This is a genomic window from Pseudomonas nitroreducens (assembly GCF_010994165.1).
Classification (GTDB): Bacteria; Pseudomonadota; Gammaproteobacteria; order Pseudomonadales; family Pseudomonadaceae; genus Pseudomonas; species Pseudomonas nitroreducens.
In genome coordinates, this window is the sequence record NZ_WMBX01000006.1 from 164,070 (window position 1) to 183,144 (window position 19,075).

20 protein-coding genes are annotated in these 19,075 nt (G+C 65.0%); 9 read left to right on the plus strand and 11 right to left on the minus strand.

Annotation, left to right across the window (positions count from 1 at the left end; all coding sequences use genetic code 11):
• Positions 1-14 precede the first annotated feature (14 nt).
• Complete coding sequence (locus GJV37_RS24625) at positions 15-2,420, plus strand: phosphoketolase family protein (RefSeq protein WP_193453021.1); 2,406 nt, start codon at positions 15-17, stop codon at positions 2,418-2,420.
• Positions 2,421-2,460: 40 nt separating this feature from the next.
• Here GJV37_RS24625 and GJV37_RS24630 read toward each other — a convergent pair whose 3' ends face one another.
• Together GJV37_RS24630 and GJV37_RS24635 are read right to left on the minus strand one after the other, a co-directional pair.
• The gene (locus GJV37_RS24630) at positions 2,461-2,676 is read right to left on the minus strand and encodes a DUF3820 family protein (RefSeq protein WP_024765295.1); all 216 of its coding nucleotides are present in this window, start codon (positions 2,674-2,676) and stop codon (positions 2,461-2,463) included.
• Positions 2,677-2,685: 9 nt separating this feature from the next.
• A complete protein-coding gene (locus GJV37_RS24635; protein WP_024765294.1) occupies positions 2,686-3,093 on the minus strand; it encodes a quorum-sensing-regulated virulence factor family protein in 408 nt (135 codons plus the stop codon).
• Positions 3,094-3,396: 303 nt separating this feature from the next.
• Between GJV37_RS24635 and GJV37_RS24640 the strand changes: the two genes are divergently transcribed.
• Positions 3,397-4,113, plus strand: coding sequence for a tRNA-uridine aminocarboxypropyltransferase (locus GJV37_RS24640; RefSeq protein WP_065084302.1), 717 nt, complete (start codon positions 3,397-3,399; stop codon positions 4,111-4,113).
• 159 nt (positions 4,114-4,272) lie between these two features.
• On the opposite strand, the gene GJV37_RS24645 is transcribed toward GJV37_RS24640, so the two are convergent.
• Positions 4,273-5,157, minus strand: coding sequence for a DMT family transporter (locus tag GJV37_RS24645; RefSeq protein ID WP_024765292.1), 885 nt, complete (start codon positions 5,155-5,157; stop codon positions 4,273-4,275).
• 266 nt (positions 5,158-5,423) lie between these two features.
• Here GJV37_RS24645 and erdR point away from each other — a divergent pair, with 266 nt between their 5' ends.
• Complete coding sequence (gene erdR / locus GJV37_RS24650) at positions 5,424-6,074, plus strand: response regulator transcription factor ErdR (protein ID WP_024765291.1); 651 nt, start codon at positions 5,424-5,426, stop codon at positions 6,072-6,074.
• A 107-nt stretch (positions 6,075-6,181) separates the two neighbouring features.
• The gene (locus GJV37_RS24655; RefSeq protein ID WP_024765290.1) at positions 6,182-6,553 is read left to right on the plus strand and encodes a diacylglycerol kinase; all 372 of its coding nucleotides are present in this window, start codon (positions 6,182-6,184) and stop codon (positions 6,551-6,553) included.
• Between the two features lie 110 nt (positions 6,554-6,663).
• Here GJV37_RS24655 and GJV37_RS24660 read toward each other — a convergent pair whose 3' ends face one another.
• Positions 6,664-7,590 (minus strand): LysR family transcriptional regulator, encoded by a 927-nt coding sequence (locus GJV37_RS24660; RefSeq protein WP_024765289.1) that lies wholly within the window; start codon positions 7,588-7,590, stop codon positions 6,664-6,666.
• On the opposite strand from GJV37_RS24660, the gene GJV37_RS24665 reads away from it, so the two are divergent.
• Together GJV37_RS24665 and fpr are read left to right on the plus strand one after the other, a co-directional pair.
• Positions 7,589-7,804 carry a hypothetical protein gene (locus GJV37_RS24665; RefSeq protein WP_139092913.1) on the plus strand — a complete coding sequence of 72 codons (216 nt, stop codon included), beginning with the start codon at positions 7,589-7,591 and terminating at the stop codon, positions 7,802-7,804. The genes GJV37_RS24660 and GJV37_RS24665 overlap by 2 nt on opposite strands.
• A 9-nt stretch (positions 7,805-7,813) precedes the next feature.
• The gene (gene fpr, locus GJV37_RS24670; protein ID WP_017517998.1) at positions 7,814-8,590 is read left to right on the plus strand and encodes a ferredoxin-NADP reductase; all 777 of its coding nucleotides are present in this window, start codon (positions 7,814-7,816) and stop codon (positions 8,588-8,590) included.
• A 172-nt stretch (positions 8,591-8,762) separates the two neighbouring features.
• Here fpr and GJV37_RS24675 read toward each other — a convergent pair whose 3' ends face one another.
• Entirely contained in the window at positions 8,763-9,176 is a 414-nt protein-coding gene (locus GJV37_RS24675; RefSeq protein ID WP_054908175.1) for a VOC family protein, read from the minus strand.
• A 60-nt stretch (positions 9,177-9,236) separates the two neighbouring features.
• On the opposite strand from GJV37_RS24675, the gene GJV37_RS24680 reads away from it, so the two are divergent.
• Entirely contained in the window at positions 9,237-9,539 is a 303-nt protein-coding gene (locus GJV37_RS24680; RefSeq protein WP_024765286.1) for a heme-binding protein, read from the plus strand.
• 8 nt (positions 9,540-9,547) lie between these two features.
• On the opposite strand, the gene tsaA is transcribed toward GJV37_RS24680, so the two are convergent.
• The gene (gene tsaA, locus GJV37_RS24685; protein WP_193453022.1) at positions 9,548-10,246 is read right to left on the minus strand and encodes a tRNA (N6-threonylcarbamoyladenosine(37)-N6)-methyltransferase TrmO; all 699 of its coding nucleotides are present in this window, start codon (positions 10,244-10,246) and stop codon (positions 9,548-9,550) included.
• A 57-nt stretch (positions 10,247-10,303) separates the two neighbouring features.
• On the minus strand, positions 10,304-11,077 hold the full coding sequence (locus GJV37_RS24690; RefSeq protein WP_193453023.1) for an SDR family oxidoreductase: 774 nt from the start codon (positions 11,075-11,077) through the stop codon (positions 10,304-10,306).
• 172 nt (positions 11,078-11,249) lie between these two features.
• Here GJV37_RS24690 and GJV37_RS24695 point away from each other — a divergent pair, with 172 nt between their 5' ends.
• Positions 11,250-12,833 (plus strand): ArnT family glycosyltransferase, encoded by a 1,584-nt coding sequence (locus tag GJV37_RS24695; protein WP_193453024.1) that lies wholly within the window; start codon positions 11,250-11,252, stop codon positions 12,831-12,833.
• On the opposite strand, the gene GJV37_RS24700 is transcribed toward GJV37_RS24695, so the two are convergent.
• The 3 genes from GJV37_RS24700 to rimO are packed head-to-tail and all read right to left on the minus strand — an operon-like array spanning position 12,781 to position 14,994.
• Positions 12,781-13,149, minus strand: a complete 369-nt coding sequence (locus GJV37_RS24700) for a DUF2784 domain-containing protein (protein ID WP_169887351.1) — start codon at positions 13,147-13,149, stop codon at positions 12,781-12,783. The genes GJV37_RS24695 and GJV37_RS24700 overlap by 53 nt on opposite strands.
• Positions 13,150-13,156: 7 nt before the next feature.
• A complete protein-coding gene (locus GJV37_RS24705; protein WP_024765281.1) occupies positions 13,157-13,618 on the minus strand; it encodes a YehS family protein in 462 nt (153 codons plus the stop codon).
• A 53-nt stretch (positions 13,619-13,671) separates the two neighbouring features.
• Positions 13,672-14,994: a 30S ribosomal protein S12 methylthiotransferase RimO gene (gene rimO, locus GJV37_RS24710; RefSeq protein WP_084358889.1), complete on the minus strand. Its 1,323-nt coding sequence runs from the start codon at positions 14,992-14,994 to the stop codon at positions 13,672-13,674.
• Positions 14,995-15,238: 244 nt separating this feature from the next.
• Here rimO and GJV37_RS24715 point away from each other — a divergent pair, with 244 nt between their 5' ends.
• Positions 15,239-17,143, plus strand: coding sequence for a potassium transporter Kup (locus GJV37_RS24715; protein ID WP_024765279.1), 1,905 nt, complete (start codon positions 15,239-15,241; stop codon positions 17,141-17,143).
• Positions 17,144-17,211: 68 nt separating this feature from the next.
• Here GJV37_RS24715 and aceK read toward each other — a convergent pair whose 3' ends face one another.
• Positions 17,212-18,948, minus strand: coding sequence for a bifunctional isocitrate dehydrogenase kinase/phosphatase (aceK, locus tag GJV37_RS24720; RefSeq protein ID WP_024765278.1), 1,737 nt, complete (start codon positions 18,946-18,948; stop codon positions 17,212-17,214).
• Positions 18,949-19,075 lie beyond the last annotated feature (127 nt).

A 19,075-nucleotide genomic window follows, 5' to 3' on the forward strand; every position in this document is an offset into this window, starting at 1 on the left:
AAGGGAGAGCCGACATGTCACAGATCCTGCCAAGCCCCGAGGAGCTTGCCGCCCATGCGGCAGCCGAGCCGGAATATGCCCGCTGGCTGCAAGGCCGTGGTCCGCTTCAGCATAGCGTGCAGACCCAGGCGGCGGTCTTTCGTGTGGCTCATCAATTGGTCCAGTACGGCCGGCAGCCGGATCTGGCCAGCGTCTACCGGCTGTTCGGCGCGCTGGATCGCCTGACCTGCGCCGGCCTCTGGCTGGTGGCGCACATGACCTACGCCAGGCGTGTCCGCCTCGATGGCGCACCCTTGCAGCCCGAAGATTTCAAGGCTCAGCCCGAAGGACATACCGGCGGCGCGCTGAACATGGTGCCAGCCTATGCGGGCTACCTCGCCCTGAATGCCCTGAGCGGCAGGACACGCGGCTGGCTGATGGGGCAAGGGCACTGCGTGGCAGCGATCGACGCGCTCAACGTGCTCACCGGCAACCTGCATCCGGAACAGGCCGCAGCCTACGGGAATGGCGAAGCTGGTCTGGATCGGCTGGTGCAGGACTTCTACAGCTATGCGCAGACGCCGGAAGGCAAGGTTGCCGCTCCTTTGGGCAGCCACGTCAATCCGCACACCGCCGGCGGGGTTGCCGAAGGTGGATACCTCGGCTTCGCCGAGTTGATGTATGCGCACATGCCGCTGCCGGGCGAGACCCTGGTGGCCTTCCTCTCCGACGGCGCTGCCGAGGAGCAGCGCGGTAGCGACTGGATTCCCCGCTGGTGGCGCGCCGAGGACTGTGGCACGGCCTTGCCGGTGATGATCGCCAATGGCCGGCGTATCGAGCAGCGCACCGACCTGGGCACCCACGAAGGGCTGGAAGGCTTCAAGCTTCATCTGCGCCGCTGCGGATTCGATCCGATCAGCTTCGATGGCCGCGACCCGGCAGCTTTCGTCTGTGCCCTGTGGGAAATGGAAGAGCGGTTGCAGCACCGCGTCGATGAGAAGGAGCGCGGCATCCTTCGCTACCCTTTACCGATTCCTTACGGCATCGCCGAAACGACCAAGGGCTACGGGTTCTATGGCGCTGGCAGCAATGCCGCGCACAACCTGCCGCTACCGGGCAATCCCAGCGAGGATGCCGAGGCGCGCGACCTGTTCAACCAGCATGCGGCGCCGCTCTGGGTCGAGCCCGATGAACTTGCCGAGGCTTGTCAGCTCTTCATCGCTTCACGCAGCGGCCGAGTGCTGGAACGGGATAACCCGCTCGCCGTGCGTCGGCCCATCGAGCCTTCGATTCCCCCGCTGCATTACCGCAATGATGAATGCTCCCCCATGGCCGCTCTGGATCGCTTCTACGTCGACCTGTGCGGCGCCAACCCGGACCTTCGCGCCCGTGTCGGCAATCCGGACGAACTGGCGAGCAACCGCCTGGGCGGCGTGCTCAAGGCGCTGCGGCACCGGGTGAGCGAGCCGGAGAGCGACCTGGAAGCCGTGGATGGCCGGATTATCACCGCGCTTAACGAAGAGGCAGTGGTTTCCGCCTGCCTGGCCAACCAGGGCGGGCTGAACCTGGTGGCCAGCTATGAAGCCTTCTGCGTGAAGATGCTCGGAGCGGTGCGCCAGACGCTGATCTTCGCCCGCCAGCAGAAGGAAGCAGGGCGTCCGGCAGGCTGGCTCGGCTGGCCGCTGGTGGCGACCTCGCATACCTGGGAGAACGGTAAAAACCAGCAATCCCACCAGGACACCACCTTCTGCGAGGCGCTGCTGGGCGAGATGAACGACATGATGCGGGTAGTTTTCCCGGCCGACCACAACAGCCTGTTGGCGCTGTTGCCGGACATCTATCGCAGCCGCGGGCAGTTGGCCTGCATCGTGGCCCCCAAGCGCGAGCGGCCATCGGTATTTACCCAGGCTCAGGCCGAGCAGCTGGCGCGAGATGGCGCAATCCTGCTGGACGAGCATCCCGGCGCCGAACCGCTGCTGCTGATCGCCAACGGCAGTTACCAGTTGGCCGAGATGCGCCGCGCTGCCTTGCGGCTGGAGGAGGCTGGCTATCCTTATCGACTGGTTTATCTGCAGGAGCCGGGGCGCTTCCGCGCGCCGCGCGACAATTGGGAGCTACAAGCGCTGGCGGACGAGTCCATCGCCATGCGTCTGTTCCCCGACCACTACGAGCGGCGCGTGCTGCTCACCCACATGCGCCCGGAGGTGGCACGTGGACACCTCTGGCCGATCCTGCCCGATGCGCTGAAGACGGCGGTCCTGGGGTACCGTAACCAGGGTGGAACGCTGGACGAGGCGGGCATGCTGTTCGCCAACCGTTGCAGCTGGGCCCATGTACTGGCGGCCTGTGCACGACTGCTGGACATCCCCCGCAGCGCCTTGCTCGCACCGGACGAGGCGGCAGCGGTGGCCGCCAAGGAAAACCCCGCCATCCTGCGTTGATCGGCGCTGGCGCAACCGCCATCCGGCGGTTGCGCGGACTTCAGCGCTTGAGTGGCTTGATCAGGCCGTCGAGGCCGTCGATCTTCAGTTCCAAGGTCAGTTGCATCAATCGGCCCAGTTCGCCGGCCGGGAACTGGCCCTTCTTGTGGAACCACAGCAGGTACTCGTCCGGCAGGTCCACCAGCATGCGGCCCTGATACTTGCCGAAGGGCATTGGCGTGCGCGCGATCTTCAGCAACATTTCCTTGTCGAGCATGCAGGCGGTTTACTTCTTCAGCTTGATCTTGCAGCTGCCGGCGTCGAAACGCTCGGTGGCGACCGGGGCGTTGGTCTTGTACTCGGTGAAGCTGTAGGTGAGGATCGCGCCCTCGGCCAGCAGTTGGCGGTAGGCGGTATTACTGCAGACGCTGTCGCCCAGCTGGCTGCGCACGCTGTCCGGGTTTTCGCGCATGCGCTCGGCATGGCTGGCGCGCACGCTCAGGTGGTTGATCAGTTGCGGGCCCTCGACGGTGTAGCCCTGGTCGAGGATGTCCTCGTTGATCGCGCGTGGGGTGCCTTCGCTGCTTTCCTTGGCGACCTTTTCCAGGGTCTGGGTCAGTTCGAAGTCCTTCTTCGAGGCGGCATGCGCGACGGGAAGAACGAGGCAGAGGGCGAGGGCGGTGAGGCGCAGCATGGGCATCTCCTGACAATGGTGCCGATTCGACCGTGGCGAGCCTTCCGGGTTCGCTGGTCATTACAGCCGCCTATTGTCCCCGAAAACGACCTCCCTGCCGAGATTCGATTGCCGCAGCCCGCTGTCCGGCACGTCAGGCGGCCAACTTCGTCGAGGGATGACGCGAAGCCGGTCGCGACTTTCATCGCCACTCGGCCGTGTACAGGGAGGCAGGTTGCAGCTCTGGTACAATCGGCGGTCCGCACCCGTCGCCCCGTTCGAGCCTTCGATGTACCGTCCGATCTTCCGCACCCCGGTGGCCCGATGAGCCACGCTGTCGCCCGCCTGCGTGATGAGCGCCTGGCCCGCTGCCTCAAGCCCTTCGTGGCCCGTGGCTCGCGCTCGCCACGCTGTCCCGGTTGCCGCCTGCGGCCGAACTACTGCATGTGCGGCCTGCGCCCGCAGGTCGAGTCCAACGCGGCGATGTGCCTGGTGATGTTCGACACCGAGCCGCTCAAACCGAGCAATACCGGCTGGCTGATCGCCGAGACGGTGCCCGACACCTGGGCGTTCGGCTGGTCGCGTATCGAGGTCGATCCGGCGCTGCTGGCGCTGCTCGACGATCCGCAGTGGCAGCCGTATGTGGTATTCCCCGGCGAGTTCGTCCAGCCCGAGCGCGTAGTGACCACGGTGGAGCCGCAGGCCGGCAAGCGCCCGCTGTTCATCCTGCTCGACGCCACCTGGAATGAGGCGCGCAAGATGTTCCGCAAGAGCCCCTACCTGGACCGTTTCCCCGTGCTGAGCATCACCCCCGATGCCCTGTCACGCTATCGCCTGCGCCGCTCCAAGTTCGACGAGCACCTGTGCACCGCCGAAGTTGCTGCGCTTTGCCTCGGGCTGGCCGGTGACCGCCGCGCCGGCGATGCGCTGGACGCTTATCTGGATGTGTTCAGCGAGCGTTACCTGGGCTCCAAGCGCCAGCAGCCGCTGGACGAGCAGAGCCCGGCGCACCAGGCGTTGAGACCGTTTACCGAGCGCTAGATCGGCTCTTCATCGCATGAATGTGATTTTCAGGGTGGGCGCCGAGGTGTGCGGTTCGCGAGCAAGCTTGCTCTTACGAAGAGCGCTCGTGCCGCCGAATCCCCAGCCTGCAGGAGCGAGCTTGCTCGCGAACAGTCTCGCTCCGTTATGCAGTAGAGATCAGACCGCCTTCACCTCGGCTTTCTTCGGCCAAAGCTGTGCCACCAGCATGCCGGCCAGCATCAGCGCGCAGCCGAAGTAACCGCGCACATGCAGGGTCTCGTCGAGGAACAGCGCACCGGCGATGGCAGCGAACACCGCCTCCAGCGAGAGGATGATCGCCGCGTGGGAGGCGATGGCGTGCTTCTGCGCGATGACCTGCAGGGTGAAGCCGGTGGCGACGCCGAACAGGCCGCCGTAGATCAGGGCGGGGGCGGCCTGGACGATGGCATCCCAGTGAATCTCTTCGAACACCACGGCCAGGATCATGCTCACCACCGCGCAGGTGACGAACTGCAGGAAGGCCAGACGGATCGGGTCATAGCGGCTGGCGAACAGGCCGACGAGCAGGACGTGGCCGCCCCAGACGAAGGCACCGGTCAATTGCAGCCAGTCACCGGAGGCGACGTGAAAGCCCGGGCCGATGCTCAGCATGGCCATGCCGGTCACGGCCAGCGCGGCACCCAGCCAGGTGCCCATGCCGGCTCGATGGCCGATCAGCAGGCCGAGCAGCGGCACGATGATGACGTACAGGCCGGTGATGAAGCCGGAATTGGTCACGCTGGTGAACATCAGGCCAACCTGCTGCAGGTTGATCCCCACGGTCAGTGCGGTGCCGATGGCCAGGCCCGCGAGGATCTGGCCCCGGTTGAACGGCTGGGCGCCACGCTTGCTCGACCAGGCCAGCAGCGGCAGCAGTGCCACGGCGCCGAGGGTGAAGCGCAGGCCGGTATAGAGGAAGGGACCGATGGCATCCATCCCGAGGCGTTGCGCGACGAAGGAGACCCCCCAGATCATCGCGGTGAACAGCATCAGGATATCGGCGCGTAGCGCATGGCTTTTCATCTTGTTCTCGTAACAGGCAGGAAAAAAAGCGGAACTCTGCCGTAACACCGGGCCTTTGGAAAGGGGAGCGGCTTCTCGGCGGGTACACTGGCAGGGGCTTTGAAACCACGCTGCATGTACCGTTGGGCGATGTATTCGCGGCGGACACCGAGGGTTGTCTTTGCGTACAATGCGACAAGCAGTGCTCTATCCGTGCTCCGACCTTTCCTGCGCAAGTCTGGCTGTTATCCACGGCAGTACTTCGACGCGGCCTTCAAGGAAAATTCATGGCTTCCTACGAGATCCTGATCGCTGACGATCACCCGCTGTTCCGCAGTGCCCTGCACCAGGCCCTGACCATCGGTCTTGGTCCCGAGGCGCGACTGTCGGAGGCCGCGAGTATCGCGGAGCTGGAGACGCGCCTGAACGAGAAGGCCGACTGGGATCTGGTGCTGCTGGACCTCAACATGCCCGGCGCCTACGGCTTCTCCGGCCTGGTGCTGTTGCGCGGGCAGTACCCGCAGATCCCGGTGGTGATGGTCTCGGCCCAGGAAGATGCCGCCGTGGTACAGCGCTCCCGTGAGTTCGGCGCCAGTGGCTTCATCCCCAAGTCCAGCGAACTGAGTGTGCTGCAGCAGGCCGTGCGGGCGGTGCTCGATGGTGACGTCTGGTGGCCGCCGCAGGTGGATGCCGTGACCGAGATGAGCGATGACGTGCGCGCCGCCAGCGCTGGCCTGGCCAGCCTGACGCCGCAGCAGTTCCGTGTGCTGACCATGGTCTGCGAAGGCCTGCTGAACAAGCAGATCGCCTTCGAGCTGAGTGTCTCCGAAGCCACGGTGAAGGCTCACGTCACCGCGATCTTCCGCAAGCTGAACGTACGCACCCGCACCCAGGCGGCGCTGTTGCTGGCGCAGATGGAGTCGGTGCCGGGGGCCTGAGGCCACCATATTCCGGCTCAGGGGCCGTTACATTCTGTAATGGCCTTGACCCCTTTTTGACGATCGCTGGTATAGAGTGCCGCGACCTTTGCCTGTGAGAACCACACGTGTCCGCCTCCCCCTTCAAGGGCCAGACCGGCCTGAAACGCATCTTCAACGCCGCCGGCTACTCGCTGGCCGGCTTCGCCGCCGCCTTCAAGGGTGAAGCGGCCTTCCGCCAACTGGTGCTGATCAACGTCATCCTGATCCCGCTGTCGTTCTTCTGCGATGTGACCCGCGGCGAGCGCGCGCTGATGATCGCCGTGTGCCTGCTGGCGCTGATCGTCGAACTGCTCAATTCCGCCATCGAGGCGGTGGTGGACCGGGTTTCCCTGGAGCGTCATCCGCTGTCGAAGAACGCCAAGGACATGGGAAGTGCGGCCCAGTTCGTCGCGCTGACCATCATCACCGTGACCTGGGCGGGCATCCTGCTCGGCTGACGGCCTGTAGGAACGAGCTTGCTCGCGAACGGCCTGACACTGATGTCGCAGGTTTGAAGCGTTCGCGAGCAAGGGTTGGGCGCCCCCTCGGTCCTACAAAAAAGCACACTTCAGGGAATCATCGGCAGGACAATATCGTCGCTGCGCGTCACCCCGGCGGTTTCGCTGCGGCACAGTTCCAGGAACTCGCGCATGGTCGCGGTCTGGTATTTCTGCCGGTGCCAGATGAAGTAGAACTGCCGGCGCAGGTCCAGGTCCGGGGTTTCCACCGGGACCAGGCTACCGCGGCGGAAGGCGTCGCGCAGGGCCAGGCGCGAGATGCAGCCGATGCCCAGCCCTGACTCCACCGCACGTTTGATCGCCTCGGTGTGTTCCAGCTCCAGCCGCACGTTCAGCGGCTCCACGTGGTGTCGCATGGCCTGGTCGAAGGTCAGCCGCGTGCCGGAACCCTGTTCCCGCAGGATCCAGGCTTCTTCCGTCAGCCGCTCCAGGCTCGCGTGGCCTTCGCGGGCAAGTGGGTGCTGCGGTGCGCAGAACACCACCAGTTCGTCTTCCATCCAGGGCTGCACCTCGATGTCCGGGTGCTGGCAGTCGCCTTCGATCAGCCCGAGGTCGAGTTCGTAGTGCGCCACGCGCTGCACCACGTGGGCGGTGTTGTGCACGTGCAGGCGCACCCGGCAGTCGGGCTGGCGCTGCATGAAGGTGCCGATCAGCAGGGTCGCCAGGTAGTTGCCGATGGTCAGGGTGGCGCCCAGGTCCAGCGAGCCGAAGGCGCTCTTGCCGTTGAGCATGTTTTCGATCTCGCTGCCGCGGTCCAGCAGCGCCACTGCCTGGGGTAGCAACTGGCGGCCGAGGGCGTTGAGGGTCAGGCGTTTGCCGGAGCGATCGAACAACTTGCAGTCGAACTGCCGCTCCAGCTCGCCCAGGGCGGTGCTGGTCGCCGACTGCGACATGGACAGCCCTGCAGCGGCGCGGGAGACGCTTTCCTGCTGGGCGACGGCGACGAAGACTTCGAGCTGGCGCAGGGTGAATTTCATGGACGATGGCTCCGAAAAGGCTGCGCGACATTTCGTCGCCCCGGTGCCGGAATGCCCGGAAGGTATCCTTTTGCGGCGACATGATGCGGCCTTATCTGCGTTTTGGATTAGCAATATCCAGATAATTTATTTTGCGGATATTGTCGCCGCCTATAAAATGTCGCGCAATTGCGCTACGTCCGGGATCTGCTGGGGTGCGCCACGTTTCTCCTAGGAGTCCTTGATGAGCAACCTGTACACCGAGCGCGTTCTCAGCGTGCACCACTGGAACGACACCCTCTTCAGCTTCAAGACCACCCGTAACCCGGGTCTGCGCTTCAAGACCGGTCAATTCGTGATGATCGGCCTGGAAGTCAACGGTCGTCCGCTGATGCGCGCGTACAGCATCGCCAGCCCGAACTACGAAGAGCACCTGGAGTTCTTCAGCATCAAGGTCCCGGACGGTCCGCTGACTTCGCGTCTGCAGCACCTGAAGGAAGGCGACGAGCTGATGGTCAGCCGCAAGCCCACCGGCACCCTGGTGCTGGACGACCTCAAGCCCGGCAAGCACCTGTACCTGCTGAGCACCGGCACCGGCATGGCGCCGTTCCTGTCGGTGATCCAGGACCCGGAAGTCTACGAGCGCTTCGAGAAGGTCATCCTGGTCCATGGCGTGCGCTGGGTCAGCGAGCTCGCTTACGCGGACTTCATCACCAAGGTCCTGCCGGAGCACGAGTACTTCGGCGACATGGTGAAAGAGAAGTTGATCTATTGCCCGCTGGTCACCCGTGAAGAGTTCCACAGCATGGGCCGCCAGACCGACCTGATGCGCAGCGGCAAGCTGTTCGCCGACATCGGCCTGCCGCCGATGAACCCGCAGGACGACCGCGCCATGATCTGCGGCAGCCCGAGCATGCTCGACGAGACCAGCGAAGTGCTGAACAGCTTCGGCCTGCAGATCTCCCCACGCATGGGCGAGCCCGGCGACTACCTGATCGAGCGCGCCTTCGTCGAGAAGTAAGCAGCGTCCGACGGTTCAGTTGAAAGAACGCCGCGATTCCCTTGGGAACGCGGCGTTTTTTATGCCTGGATTTCTGCCCCCGGTAGCAGCTCTTTGCAGGAGTGAGCTTGCTCGCGAACCTGCAAGGCACGGTGCGTCCTCGTTCGCGAGCAAGCTCGCTCCTATCAGGGCGTCAGACCAACCGCTGCCCCGACACCGCCGGGTGATACAGCGGCTGCACCTTGTTCCCCGCCGGGTCCAGCAGGTGGAAGCTGCGCGCGCCGTCGCCATGGTCGAACGGGCGGTCCAGCAGCGTCACACCGCGTGCCTTGAAATACTGGTACCAGGCTTCCAGCTCTTCCACGCTGTCCACCACGAAACCATAGTGATCCATGGTCTGCAGCCCGTTGGCGGCACCGAAGCCGCGGCCCAGCGAGAGGTTGTCGTTGCCGCAGGTGAGGTACACCAGGTCCTCGTTGGCACGGTTCAGCACCTCCATGCCGAGCACATCGACATAGAAGCGCTCGCACTCTTCCAGGTTCGGCACCAGCAGGGCGAGATGGCGCAGGCCGTTGAGGCGGCCGGGGCGGGCAGGGAGATCGGACATGAACGAGGTTCCTTTTTTGTATACAATTTATTTTCAAATTTAAAACAAAAGGAACGCCCTGTGTACAGTCTGTTCATCAAGACCCGTGTCAAACCCGGTAGCGCCGAGGATTTCCTCCACGCCATCAAGGCCAACGCCGCTGCTTCCGTGTCCAGCGAGCCGGGCTGCCTGGTCTTCGATGTGTCCCAGGATCGCCTTGATCCGGACGTGATCTACCTCTACGAGATCTACCGCGACGACGCGGCCTACGAGGCGCACACGCAGACCGCGCACTTCCGCGACAGCCGCCCGCTGGTGGAGCCGCTGATCATCGAGCAGGAGTGCTTCGAGAGCGACGTGATCGCCCTCAATCCGGTGGACTGAGGCAGGATTCAGTTGGCGGCGCGCTGTACGTCCAGCACGCAGATTTCGCCATCGGTGGGGTAGTGCCAGTGCACATCCAGGTCCCACAGGCGCACGCCGTAGCGGCGCTCGGGCGGCGGCTTCTGGTAGGCCGGGCGGGGATCCTGGGCGAGGCACTGCTCGATCAGCTCGCGCACCGGCTGACCGAGGCGCTGGCCATGTTCACGAGCCTGGCGCAGGGCTTCGTCGTCCCAGTGCACGGCGATGGGGGCGGGAGGGGCGTCGGCGATGGCGTTGCGCGCTTCGACCACGATGTCCGCGTAGGGCACGTACGGCTTGATGTCGATCACCGGCGTGCCATCGAGCAGGTCGATGCCGGACAGCCAGAGCCGGTCGGGCTCGACCTTTTCCAGTTTCACCACGGATTGGCCGAGGCCGTTGGGGCGGTGGGTGGCGCGGGTGGCGAAGACGCCCATCGACTGGTTCCCGCCCAGGCGCGGCGGGCGCACCTTGAGCCGTGGCTTGTCTTCCAGCGCCTGGTGGAAGAGGAAGATCAGCCAGACGTGGCTGACCTGCTCCAGGCCTGCCACAGCATCGCCCGTGTCGAACGGCGGCAGCAGTTCCAGCACACCGGTCGCGGCCGGAGCCAGTTGCGGCTGGCGCGGGATGGCGAACTTCTCCTTGAAGCAGGAGCGGACGTAGCCGATGGGCGAGAGGGTGTGGGACATGGCGGCAGAGGCTGTTGCAGGGGCCGCCATGGTACCCGATTCCCCTGGCAGCGGGCTTCAGCCGAGGTGGAAGCCGCCGTCGATGGGGATGATATTGCCGGTCATGTAGGCGCCGGCAGCGCTCGCCAGGCTTATTGCCAAAGCGGACATTTCTTCCTCGCGGCCCCAGCGGCGCATGGGGATGACGGCGGTGTCCTCGGCCATGGCCTGCTCGTCGTTGGCGATGTGGCGGGTCATCTTGCTGGGGAAGCGGCCGGGGGCGATGACGTTGACGTTGATGTGGTCGCCCACCAGTTCGCGGGCGAGCATGCGCGACAGCTGGTGCAGCGCAGCCTTGCTCGGGCCGTAGGCATAGGCGTTCTCGCCGTGGGAAGTGACGCCGGCCACCGAGCCGATGTTGATCACCCGTGCCGGACTCTGCGCACTGCCGGCCTTCTTCAGCAGCGGCAGCAGTTGCTGGATGCAGCTGAACACGGCGGTGACGTTGAGCTGCATGACCTTCTCCCAGCCCGAGGCCGGGTAGCTTTCCAGCGGCGCGCCCCAGGTGGTGCCGGCATTGTTGACCAGAATGTCGAGGTGATCCAGGCGCTCGTTAAGCTCGGCGGCCAGTGCACGGGCGCCTTCCTCGGTGGCGAGGTTGGCCCGCAGGCCGATGCACTCGCCGTACTGCGACAGCTCGGCGGCGGTGTCGGCGCAGGCGGCGCCATCGCGGGCGCAGACGATGACGCTGGCGCCGGCTTCGAGCAGGCCCTGGGCGATCATCCGGCCAATGCCGCGGGTGCCGCCGGTGACCAGTGCGGTCTTGCCTGCGAGGGAAAAGTACGGGTGCATGAGCCTCTCCTGGCTGGTTTTTCGCCTCACCCTAGCGGGATGAGCGGGGCGCTCCGAGCACTATCCAATCGGGAAATGGCGGCGCATTACGCGACGGCTGCATTTTCTTAACCTGCGCATAACCTTCGTTGCCCTAGTGTCCGCCGCACATTCGGTTGGTCGGGGCCAGGTGATGCAGGGTTGGAGCAAGGATCGGAAGGCATTGGCGCTGCTATTGGGCGTCTCGGCGCTGCTGTTGCTGTTCGGGTTGGGCTGGCGCGAGGTCTGGGGCCCGGAAGTGCGCTGGGCGGATATCTCGTTGCAGATGCTGCAGTCAGGCGACTACTTCGATCCCTACCTGCGTGGGGCGCCGTACTACGACAAACCATTGCTGTCCTACTGGCTGATCACCGCGCCGGCCAGCCTGTTCGGTCTCAACCATTGGACGCTGCGCCTCAGCACCGTGCTGGCCGGGCTGGGCAGCATCTGGCTCACCTGGTGGCTGGGCGAACGCCTGCTGCGCAAGGGCACCGGACTGCTGGCCGGCTGGCTGCTGGCGACCACTTTCTACTTCCTGTTCTGGGCGCGGGTGGCGACGGCGGACATGCTCACGGTGTTCGGCGTGCTGGCGGCGCTGGCCTGGTACTGGCGTGACCCGGAGGACACGCGGTTCAGGAGCTACGTGGGCTTCTTCCTGATCCTCTCGCTGACGTCGCTGTGCAAGGGGCTGATCGGTTTCGTCCTGCCGGGGCTGGTGCTGCTGCCGCATCTGCTCAGCGAGGGACGCTGGCGCCGGCACCTGAACCTGCGGTTGCTGGTGGCGCTGGTAGTGGCCGGTGGCGTGTATGCGATTCCCTTCGTGCTGTCGCACTTCTACGGCCAGCCCAGCTACGGCGAGAGCGGGCTGGCGCTGGTATTCCGCGAGAACGTGGTGCGTTTCTTCCAGCCCTTCGACCACGAGGGGCCGATTTACACCTACCTGCTCTATCTGCCGGCCTACACGCTGCCCTGGGCACCGCTGTGGGTGCTCGGCCTGTGGTTCGCTGCGCGTCGCTGGAAGCAGCTGGAGCCCGACGCGCGCTGGCTGGTCTGGGCGCTGGTGTTGCTGTTCGCGTTCTTCACTGCCAGCGGTGGCCGGCGCAGTTATTACGTGCTTCCGCTGGTGCCGTTCGCGCAACTGTTGGGGGCGTGGTGGGTGATCGAGTGGCGGCATGAACGCAAGCTGGCCGGGCTGGGGCGTGCCTGGCCGCGGGCGGTCGGCGCCGCAGCGGTGGTGATGCTGCTGGTGGTGGGCGTGGCGTACCCATGGAGCAATGCTGGCGGCGGGGTTCCGCTGTTCGCCAGGGAGGTGCGTGCCGCCGCGGAGCAGACGGCGCCCTGGTCGCAGTGGCGGGTACTGGTCCTCGGCGATGACGACGCGCGCCTGCCGATCTATCTGCAGAAGCATGGCGAACGGCAGGCCCATCCCTTCCTCTATATCCATTCCGATTATCCGCAGGGCGACAGCGCCGCGTTGTTCGCCTGGCTGCGCCAGCGCACCGGCGAGGACTGGGACCCGGCGCGCACCCTGATCGTTTCCCAGGTGACCCATGAAGGTACGCAGCCGCTGAACTGGCTGACGGCGGATCACCGGCTGATCGAGTCCGGGCTCAACAATGGCCAGCGCCTGGGGCACGCGAAGAACAAGGAGGCGAGCCTGGCCTATCTGCCGATGGACAAGCCGCTCAGCGCGAACGCAGCACCCGGCGCAGCAGAAGCAGGTAAGGCGGCAGATTGACTGCGGCCACGATGAGGCCGAGGACGACCTGGGTTGCCTCGGTCAGGCCGGCGGGGTAGATCAGCGGGATCAGGTAATGCTCGATGAAGCCGCCGCTGTAGCCCTGGTCGCCGGCCAGGGCGCGGAAGTGATTCTCCAGCGGCGTGAGCGGGCAATAGAGGTGGAGGAATTCCACCGCCATGCCCCAGACCGCCGCCGGTACGTGCAGCCACGCCAGGCGCGGCCAGCGCAGCACCAGCAGGCCGCCGAGCAGCGCGAAGAGGATGAAGCCCAGATGGAACAGGACAACGGCGTCGGCGGCCAGGCGATAGAGCATGTCGATCTCAGCGCTGCTGGCGCTGCGTCAGGCCCTTGAGGAAGTTGCGCAGCAACTGATCGCCGCAGGGTCGGTAGTTGTTGTGGCCGGGTTTGCGGAACAGCGCGCCCAGTTCTGTCTTGGTGACGATGAAGCTGACGCTGTCGAGGATCGCGAGGATATCGTCGTCGCGCAGTTCGAAGGCCACGCGCAGTTTCTTCAGGGTGATGTTGTTGGTCAGCGGCAGTTCCACCGGCGGCAGCGGGCGCGATTCGTCGCGGCCACGGCGATGCACGATCAGGCCGTCGAGGAAGTGCGCCAGCACGCGGTCGCTGCAGGGCTTGAACTCCGGCTCGTCGTCGCGGGCGAGGAAGGCGCCGACATCCTCGGTGCTGAGGTTGAAGCCGGCCAGCGCGGTGATCTCGGCGACCTGCGCATCGCGGATGTCCAGCAGGTAGCGCAGGCTGCGCAGTACGTCGTTGTTGGTCATGGGCTTTCCAATAGCAGAAATGAAAAGCCCCGCATCAGCGGGGCTTTTGCGGATCAGACCAGTTCGGCCCAGAGGTCGTACTCGTCGGCGTCGGTGATGCGCACGCGCACCTTGTCGCCCGGCTTCACATCGAAGCTGTCGATGTACACGGCGCCGTCGATTTCCGGGGCGTCGGCGAAGGAGCGGCCGACCGCGCCTTCGTCATCCACTTCGTCGATCAGCACGTCGATTTCCTTGCCGATCTTCAGCTGCAGGCGTGCGGCGGAAATGGCCTGCTGGTGTGCCATGAAGCGCTCCCAACGGTCCTGCTTGACGTCATCGGGGACGACTTCCAGGCCCAGGTCGTTGGCCGGGGCGCCTTCCACCGGGGAGTACTGGAAGCAGCCGACGCGGTCGAGCTGGGCTTCGGTCAGCCAGTCGAGCAGGTACTGGAAGTCGTCCTCGGTCTCGCCGGGGAAGCCGACGATGAAGGTGGAGCGGATGGTCAGCTCGGGGCAGATCTCGCGCCACTTCTTGATACGCGCCAGGGTCTTGTCCTCGAAGGCGGGGCGCTTCATGGACTTGAGCACTTTCGGGCTGGCGTGCTGGAAGGGGATGTCCAGGTAGGGCAGCAGCTTGCCCTCGGCCATCAGCGGGATCACGTCGTCGACGTTGGGATACGGGTAAACATAGTGCAGGCGCACCCATACGCCCATCGAGGAGAGCGCCTGGCACAGCTCCAGCATGCGGGTCTTCACCGGCTGGCCATCCCAGAAGTCCATCTTGTACTTCAGGTCCACACCGTAGGCGCTGGTGTCCTGGGAGATCACCAGCAGTTCCTTCACACCGGCTTTCACCAGGCGCTGGGCTTCGCTGAGCACGTCGCCCACCGGGCGGCTGACCAGCTTGCCGCGCATCGACGGGATGATGCAGAAGCTGCAGCTGTGGTTGCAGCCTTCGGAAATCTTCAGGTAGGCGTAGTGGCGCGGGGTCAGCTTGATGCCCTGCGGTGGCACCAGGTCGATCAGCGGGTTGTGCTCGGCCTTGGGCGGAATCACCTCGTGGACGGCATTGACCACCTGCTCGTACTGCTGCGGGCCGGTCACGGCCAGCACGCTGGGGTGCACGTCACGAATGCTGTCTTCAGCCACGCCCATGCAACCGGTGACGATCACCTTGCCGTTCTCGGCGATGGCTTCGCCGATGGCGTCCAGGGATTCGGCCTTGGCGCTGTCGATGAAGCCGCAGGTGTTCACCACCACCACGTCCGCGTCCTGGTAGGTGGGGACGATTTCGTACCCTTCCATGCGCAGTTGGGTGAGGATGCGTTCGGAGTCGACAGTCGCTTTCGGGCATCCGAGCGAGACGAATCCTACTTTGGGGGTGGCGGTGGACATGTGCGGCTAACCTCGAAGGGCGCGCTGGCGGCGCCTCTGATCAAAAAGTGCGCAATTCTAGCGGCGTCCCGCGCACTTGACCAGCCTCTCTGGGACAAGCTGTCGCACGCCGCCGGACAACCCCTTGCGCCCGGTAATTCCGGGCAACAGGCTCTATAGTCAATCAGAACCTTCGAACCCGGCTCTTGCATCGACGAATGGGTCGGAGCAGGATGCGCCGAATTTTTTTGAGGAATTTTGTTACATGTCCGATGCAAGCGCCGGCACCGTTGAGCATGAACAGCCCCACTCGAGCTCCGCGATCGGCCTGATGGTCGGTGCCGTGGGCGTGTGCTATGGCGATATCGGTACCAGCCCGCTGTACACCCTGAAGGAAGTCTTCGTGGGCGGTTATGGTGTGCAGGCCAACCACGACGGCGTGCTGGGCGTGCTGTCGCTGATCTTCTGGTCGCTGATCTGGGTGGTGTCGATCAAGTACGTGATCTTCGTCCTACGCGCCGACAACCAGGGCGAGGGCGGGGTAATGGCGCTGTCGGCTCTGGCCCGTCGCGCCGCTACCGGGCGCCACAAGTTGCAGGCGATGGTGGTGATCGCCGGGCTGATCGGCGCGGCGCTGTTCTATGGCGACAGCATGATCACTCCGGCGATTTCGGTGCTTTCCGCGATCGAGGGCCTGGAAATCGCCTTCGACGGGCTGGAGCACTGGGTCGTGCCGCTTTCGCTGATCGTGCTGGTCGGCCTGTTCCTCATCCAGAAGCACGGGACCGCGCGCATCGGCATCCTCTTCGGCCCGGTGATGGTGGCCTGGTTCCTTGCGCTGGCGGCGCTGGGTATCTATGGCGTGGCGCAGCAACCGGAAGTGCTGAAGGCAATGAGTCCGGGTTGGGCGCTCAACTTCTTCATTTCGCATCCGGGCATCGGCGTAGCGATCCTCGGCGCCACCGTGCTGGCGCTGACCGGCGCCGAGGCGTTGTACGCTGACATGGGCCACTTCGGCCGCAAGCCCATCGCCCGTGCCTGGTTCGCCCTGGTGCTGCCGGCGTTGGTGCTCAACTATTTCGGCCAGGGCGCGACCATCCTGGTCAACGCCGAAGCCGCGCGTAATCCCTTCTACCTGACGGCGCCGAGCTGGGCGCTGGTGCCCCTGGTGGCGCTGTCCACCGCGGCCACGGTGATTGCGTCGCAGGCCGTGATCTCCGGCGCCTTCTCCCTGACCCGTCAGGCCATCCAGCTCGGCTACGTGCCGCGCATGGTGATCCAGCACACCTCCAGCCACGAGCAGGGGCAGATCTACATCGGCATGGTGAACTGGGCACTGATGGTCGGCGTGGTGCTGCTGGTGCTGGGCTTCGAGTCCTCCGCCGCGCTGGCCTCGGCGTACGGCGTCGCGGTGACCGGCACCATGCTGATGACCACGCTGCTGATGGGCGTGGTGATCTGGCTGATGTGGAAGTGGCCGCTGTGGCTGGCGATTCCGTTCTTCCTGATGATGCTGCTCGTCGACACCTTGTTCTTCGCCGCGAACCTGCCCAAGGTCGTCCAGGGTGGTGCCTTCCCGGTGGTCGCCGGTATCGGCCTGTTCATCCTGATGACCACCTGGAAGCGCGGCCGCCAACTGCTGGTGGACCGTCTCGACGAAGGCTCGCTGCCGCTGCCGTTGTTCATCTCCAGCATCCGCTCGCAGCCGCCGCACCGCGTGCAGGGCACTGCGGTGTTCCTCACCGCGCGCACCGACGCCGTGCCTCACGCGCTGTTGCACAACCTCCTGCACAACCAGGTGCTGCACGAGCAGGTCGTCCTGCTCACCGTGGTCAACGAAGACAGCCCGCGGGTTGCCCCGGACCGTCGCTTCGAGGTGGACGCCTACGGCGAGGGCTTCTTCCGCGTGGTGCTGCACTTCGGCTTCATCGAGGACCCGGACATCCCGCAGGCGCTCAAGCTGTGCCACCTCAACGAGCTGGACTTCAGCCCGATGCGCACCACCTACTTCCTCAGCCGCGAGACGGTGATCCCGTCCAAGCTGATCGGCATGGCGCGCTGGCGCGAGGCACTGTTCGCCTTCCTGCTGAAGAACGCCAACGGCAACCTGCGTTACTTCAACCTGCCGCTGAACCGAGTGATCGAACTGGGGACGCAGGTGGAAATCTGAGTGCACGCCGCCCATGAAAAACGCGCCGATTGGCGCGTTTTTCCTGTTGGCCGGGGCAGCGAGCGGGATCAGCGCGTCAGCGCTTCCTCCGGTGATTCATGGCGGCGGTAGGGGAACACATCGATCACCTTCCCTGCGCGAATCTGTTCCTGTAATCCCTTCCAGTAGTCGGCATCGAACAGGTTGCCGTGCAGCTTGGCGAATTGCCGGCGCAGCTTCAGGTCGACGAACAGGAAACGCGGGAACTCCTCGGGGAACACGTCCATCGGCCCCACCGAGTACCAGGGCTCGGAGGACAGCTCGTCTTCCTCGTAGCGCGCCGGCGGGATGTGGCGGAAGTGCACCTCGGTCAGGTAGCTGATCTCGTCGTAGTCGTAGAACACCACACGGCCGTGGCGGGTGACGCCGAAGTTCTTCAGCAGCATGTCGCCGGGGAAGATATTAGCCGCCGCCAGTTGCTTGATCGCCAGACCGTAGTCGTACAGCGCCTCGTGCACCTGGGCCTCGGTGGCCTGTTCCAGGTACAGGTTCAGCGGGGTCATGCGGCGCTCCGTCCAGCAATGGCGGATCAGCACCACATCGCCTTCCAGCACCACGGTGGAGGGCGCCACGTCCAGCAGCTCGGCCAGGCAGTCGGGTTCGAACTTGCTCACCGGGAAGCGGAAGTCGGCGAACTGCTGGGTGTCGGCCAGGCGGCCGACGCGGTCGTGGTTCTTCACCAACTGGTACTTCTGGATCACCGTGGCGTGGTCCACGGTCTTGGCCGGGTTGAAGTTGTCCTTGATGATCTTGAACACCGTGTTGAAGCCCGGCAGCGTGAACACGCTCATCACCATGCCGCGCACACCGGGGGCCATGACGAAGCGGTCGTCGGTGGCCGCCAGGTGGTTGATCAGCGCGCGGTAGAACTCGCTCTTGCCCTGCTTGTAGAAGCCGATGGAGGTGTACAGCTCGGCGATGTGCTTGCCCGGCAGCAGGCGCTTGAGAAAGGCGACCATTTCTGCCGGCACCGGCGCGTCGACCATGAAGTAGGAGCGGGTGAAGGAGAAGATGATCGAGACCTCGGCCTCGTCGGTGATCACCGTGTCGAACTGGATGCCGCGCCCTTCGTGGTGCACCAGCGGGAACACCAGCGGCCATTGCTCTTCGGGAGTGAACAGGCGGCCCACCAGGTAGGCGCCCTTGTTGCGGTAGAACACCGAACCGATCAGCTCGATGGTCAGGGTCGGGTCCTTGCACACCCAGTCCGGCAGGTTGGCGTGCAGCAGGTGATCCATACGCTCCAGGTCGCGCTCGCGGTCGTCGTAGTCCACGGCGAACCGGTAGTCGTCGAAGATGCGCTCCAGCGCCTGGCGCAGCTTGCCGCCGGGGCGGTAGAGGCGCGTGTGCGGATCACGGGAGTGGGCACGCAGCGCGGGCCGGGTGGTGTGGACGAACATCGTGCCGTCGCTGATGTTGTCGTGGCTGAACAGGCCGCAGAAGATCGAGTTGAACCAGGTTTCCGCCAGCTCGTCGTCCAGCCGCGGGTCGATCAGGGTGATGTAGGCGCTCTTGGCGATGGGCCAGCGCTCCACGTCCACCAGGTCGATGCCGGCCATGGCGCGGGTCAGGCGCTCGACGGTCTCGGCGACTTTTTCCTCGTACAGGTTGATGCGCTCGGCCGAGGCCTGCTGCGCTTCCTGCCAATGTGCCTGTTCGAAGCGCGCCGGCGCGCCGGCGGTGATCCGGTGGAACTGCGCGCGGTAGTCGTCGAAGCCTTCGAGGATCAGGGTCGCGATCTCGGTCGCCGGCCAGTGCTGAGCCATGGGAGCGCCTCTGCAGAGTTCTTGTGCAGCGAGCTTAGCCATGGGGGCGGAGGAGGGGAAGGGAGATTTCCTACCGCCGGCCGTGCGCTGACTTGCCGTATGCTGAACGACCCATTCCCCCAGGCAA

Bases quoted from the DNA above. Each gene is read 5' to 3' on its own strand.
- GJV37_RS24665 (WP_139092913.1), top strand. From the start codon at position 7,589: ATGGACGATGGCTCCGAAAAGGCTGCGCGACATTTCGTCGCCCCGGTG.
- GJV37_RS24690 (WP_193453023.1), bottom strand. From the start codon at position 11,077: ATGCACCCGTACTTTTCCCTCGCAGGCAAGACCGCACTGGTCACCGGC.
- tsaA (WP_193453022.1), bottom strand. From the start codon at position 10,246: ATGTCCCACACCCTCTCGCCCATCGGCTACGTCCGCTCCTGCTTCAAG.
- GJV37_RS24675 (WP_054908175.1), bottom strand. From the start codon at position 9,176: ATGTCCGATCTCCCTGCCCGCCCCGGCCGCCTCAACGGCCTGCGCCAT.
- aceK (WP_024765278.1), bottom strand. From the start codon at position 18,948: ATGGCTCAGCACTGGCCGGCGACCGAGATCGCGACCCTGATCCTCGAA.
- GJV37_RS24635 (WP_024765294.1), bottom strand. From the start codon at position 3,093: ATGCTGCGCCTCACCGCCCTCGCCCTCTGCCTCGTTCTTCCCGTCGCG.
- GJV37_RS24630 (WP_024765295.1), bottom strand. From the start codon at position 2,676: ATGCTCGACAAGGAAATGTTGCTGAAGATCGCGCGCACGCCAATGCCC.
- rimO (WP_084358889.1), bottom strand. From the start codon at position 14,994: ATGTCCACCGCCACCCCCAAAGTAGGATTCGTCTCGCTCGGATGCCCG.
- GJV37_RS24640 (WP_065084302.1), top strand. From the start codon at position 3,397: ATGAGCCACGCTGTCGCCCGCCTGCGTGATGAGCGCCTGGCCCGCTGC.
- fpr (WP_017517998.1), top strand. From the start codon at position 7,814: ATGAGCAACCTGTACACCGAGCGCGTTCTCAGCGTGCACCACTGGAAC.
- GJV37_RS24625 (WP_193453021.1), top strand. From the start codon at position 15: ATGTCACAGATCCTGCCAAGCCCCGAGGAGCTTGCCGCCCATGCGGCA.
- GJV37_RS24700 (WP_169887351.1), bottom strand. From the start codon at position 13,149: ATGCTCTATCGCCTGGCCGCCGACGCCGTTGTCCTGTTCCATCTGGGC.
- GJV37_RS24715 (WP_024765279.1), top strand. From the start codon at position 15,239: ATGTCCGATGCAAGCGCCGGCACCGTTGAGCATGAACAGCCCCACTCG.
- GJV37_RS24660 (WP_024765289.1), bottom strand. From the start codon at position 7,590: ATGAAATTCACCCTGCGCCAGCTCGAAGTCTTCGTCGCCGTCGCCCAG.
- erdR (WP_024765291.1), top strand. From the start codon at position 5,424: ATGGCTTCCTACGAGATCCTGATCGCTGACGATCACCCGCTGTTCCGC.
- GJV37_RS24705 (WP_024765281.1), bottom strand. From the start codon at position 13,618: ATGACCAACAACGACGTACTGCGCAGCCTGCGCTACCTGCTGGACATC.
- GJV37_RS24695 (WP_193453024.1), top strand. From the start codon at position 11,250: ATGCAGGGTTGGAGCAAGGATCGGAAGGCATTGGCGCTGCTATTGGGC.
- GJV37_RS24645 (WP_024765292.1), bottom strand. From the start codon at position 5,157: ATGAAAAGCCATGCGCTACGCGCCGATATCCTGATGCTGTTCACCGCG.